Genomic DNA, 3223 nt, shown 5'->3' with positions numbered 1-3223 from the left:
CTTGTGGGTGACCTTACCCGCATATATGGCGGAGCGGAACGAGTTCATGCCGCAAACGCCCTTGGCTCTTCCCGCGCCTGACAATTTTGCGGTGACTGGCGCATCAAGAGCGGCTTCGGGTGAATGAAGCCTCGAAGAATAAGACCATTTCGCAGGACAATGAAGATTTGGCTCGAATAGGAGCGCTCGCAATTGCGCGTACCCTTCAATAGCCAAGACTGACAGCCTGGACGACGTTCGAGCGCGTATTTGAAACCAGAGCCTGGAACAGCGCCTGACCTGACGACGACCGCATTATAGTTTCCCCGAAAGCCATTCATTGACAAAGCCGGCAATTGGAAAAAGAGCGAAAGAGCGCGTTCATCATTTGCGAAATTTGACGTGGGTACACGCCACCGGAAATCCGTACTTGCTCACCCATGCATCATTGATCAACACCCCATCGCTTTTCAACGTCATCTTGTCATGAAAGCGGACGCGATTATTGCGGGTTTTGCCGTCAAGATAGACATCGTAGCTAAAGCGCGCCGTGTCGCCTTTCACGGTTACGAGGGTGCGGCCGACCACATCTTCGCGAATGCCGACATAGGTCGTGGGACTTGTCTTCACGAATTGCCAGGTCTTCCGGTCCTTTTCACCGTCCGCGTAAGTAAAATCCTCTCGGAGAAGCAGACGCTTGCCGTTCCATCGGCCGGACAGCTGAACTTTGAAGCTTTTTTTGACACCATTGATTGCACTGAATTGCCCCTCCGCGCGGGTATTTCCGACGAAGTATTTCTCCAGAACAAGGTCTTTCGCCAAGGCGGCTGTAAACAGGCTGCTGGCAATAAAGACAATGGCAATCGTCAACAACTGGCGCAAGGTTTCCTCCCCCGTTAATCGGTTGCTTCTGGATACGAAAATCGTGCGGTTTTGGATGACATCCGCGATTTCTGGGATCGTTCGATGTTTTGGCGCAGCTTGTGTTGGGCTGCCTCGTCAAGCGGGAAGCCCCACATGAGGCCGATCGCTCCCAGTTTGAAGGCGATCGGTAGCCAGGCATAGAGCGCGCTCAACACATCAAGAGCGAATGCGCCGGATTGGCCCTGAGCCTGTGCATTAAAGCCGGACCAATGCAGGAGCGGAAACACCAGGCCGACCGCGAGCGCCAGCGAAAACTTGGTGGCAAGGCTCCAGGCGGCGAAATATATTCCAGTTCTTTGACTGCCGGAGGAGGCCGTGTCGACGTCAACGACGTCCGCCTGGATCGAAGCGGGCAGGGCGAGGTCAAATCCTAGAAGCAGTCCGGTTAGGCCGCAGATTACCGCAAACGGGATGAGGTCTCCCTGGTCAAGAAAGCCGCTGAAGGCAAACACCAGACATGCGACGCCCATGGCGTAACACCATGCCCTATGTTTGCCGACGATCATCGCCGCCCATGCGGCAAGTGGCACGCCCACAATCCCACAGACAAAATACAGAAAAAGCAACGGACCGCGCATATTCGGCGCGTCCAGGCGGTCCGATACGAAATAGAGAAACAGGGTGGCGGGAATGGCGTTGGCAAGACCATTGAGAACGAACGCCAGCAGAAGACGCAGGAATGCACGGTTGCTGAGGAGTGCTTGCACTCCTTGCATCAAGGTCATGCTTCTCATCGATCGGTTGCGCGGCTCGGCCACACAACACACCGCAATCAGTCCGGCAACCGGTAGCACGACCGCGACGACAACCCCAACCGCGGCAAGTCCATGGAAGGCGAGGGTGCGATCGAGCCCGACGGCAAAGGGCAGCGCAATAGCAAGCAGGGTGCCGGCCAAGGTTGCAGTCTCCCGATACGCAGCAACGGTCGAGCGGCCGCTGTAATCGGTTGCGAGCTCAGCGCCCCAAGCCGTATAGGGAAGGCTTGTGGCGGTATGTCCAACAGACAGGACGACGCCCCACAAGAACAGATAGTACACGCCGGCGTCTGACGGCGGCCAGAACACCATCAACGCGCCGGTTGCGGTGACTGGGATCGAGAGGACGAACAGGCTCCGCCTGCGCCCGAAAGCCGGCGAATAGCGATCCGAAAGCCACCCAATGATTGGATCGCTTGCGGCATCGAAGAGCCGGATCAGAAGCAGCACCGAGCCGAGCGTCGCAAGGGATAGCCCCGTAACCTCGCTGTAAAACGTGGGTACGATGATGTAGAGCGGCAGCGTAAGAGCCGCGATGGGAATGGCCGGCAGGGCATAGGCGACGTACCGACCCAGTCCTACGGGTGTTGATGAATTCGTCATCCGCCTATGCGGGCTGTGCCAGCCGTCCCGTCGTCCCGCAGCCAAGCAATTTTATTGACGCCGATCTTGCGCACAGAAAAACAGAATTGCTTTCCCTTGTACCATGTCGGCCATTTCTGGCACAGCACATTGCCTTGAACCCACCATTTTCCTGTTTCCCGTGGTGCAAACATTCGCGCTACCGATATCCCTGAAATGTTGCCGACGACCTCACCGTTGGATTGGTAGATCAGGGGAAGCTCGACACCAAACGGTGTCGAGAGATAAACTTTTTGACCGCTTACCAGCTGCCGGATGTCGGCTCCCGACAAGGTTTCTGCATTTGTCGGATTGACCAGCGCCAAGACGATGAGCACACCCGGGAGAGCGGAAGCTTTGATCGGGATAAACATTGCAGTTACTCCAGCAATGAAGCCGCCCGACGAGAGGTCGTCGGTGTTGCGTCTCAAGATCCATTTTGGTCATCCCGATTATTCGGAATGATATGGGTACGTGAGAACACGTCCGTTGGATTAGTTTCAAGGGGAGGTTTTGAGTTCGTTTGGTTCAGCAATTGGTTTTAGAAACGCCAAGCGAATTGTTGTCGGAGGAAGCAGCGAACGAGCAAGCCCGTTGCGCCAGATGCTGGACATCGAGCGTCTTCAAGTTAGGACCTCGATACGGTGAAACCGCCCATCGTCCACCTCCACAGTCATTATAAGGCGGTCGTCGAAAGTCGGAATTCTGGGCCACTTCGCTCTTGTAACCCTTTGGGATCGAACCAGCAGACGGTCAGCCCCGACGATCCAGAGCCAGAGCCAGACAAATCGCGAAGACGATGGCGACTTTGCGTTTCAATGTTTGCCTTCTCCCGCTGTCGCCCTCGCTTCGATTGAAACGCCCCGCGTCGTAAAACCGATGGGCGGATCCTGGGGCGCGTTCAATACGTCGCTTGAGCTGATGAACACGGAGACGTTCTGCAC

3 protein-coding genes are annotated in these 3223 nt (G+C 56.0%); all 3 read right to left on the bottom strand.

Annotated elements, in window-relative coordinates; genetic code table 11:
• Nucleotides 1-363 precede the first annotated feature (363 nt).
• Genes ACXJ5O_RS22655 through ACXJ5O_RS22645 form a run of 3 tightly spaced genes read right to left on the bottom strand, consistent with a single transcriptional unit; the run spans nt 364 to nt 2653 of the window.
• On the bottom strand, nt 364-861 hold the full coding sequence (locus ACXJ5O_RS22655; RefSeq protein ID WP_457301867.1) for a DUF3833 family protein: 498 nt from the start codon (nt 859-861) through the stop codon (nt 364-366).
• Nucleotides 862-875: 14 nt separating this feature from the next.
• A complete protein-coding gene (locus ACXJ5O_RS22650; protein WP_457301866.1) occupies nt 876-2261 on the bottom strand; it encodes an MFS transporter in 1386 nt (461 codons plus the stop codon).
• Nucleotides 2258-2653, bottom strand: coding sequence for a hypothetical protein (locus ACXJ5O_RS22645; RefSeq protein ID WP_457301865.1), 396 nt, complete (start codon nt 2651-2653; stop codon nt 2258-2260). Before ACXJ5O_RS22645 ends, ACXJ5O_RS22650 begins: the two co-directional genes overlap by 4 nt.
• Nucleotides 2654-3223: the final 570 nt, after the last annotated feature.

This window comes from Phyllobacterium sp. P5_D12, assembly GCF_054049495.1.
This window is presented reverse-complemented; position numbering and strand designations above follow the sequence as displayed.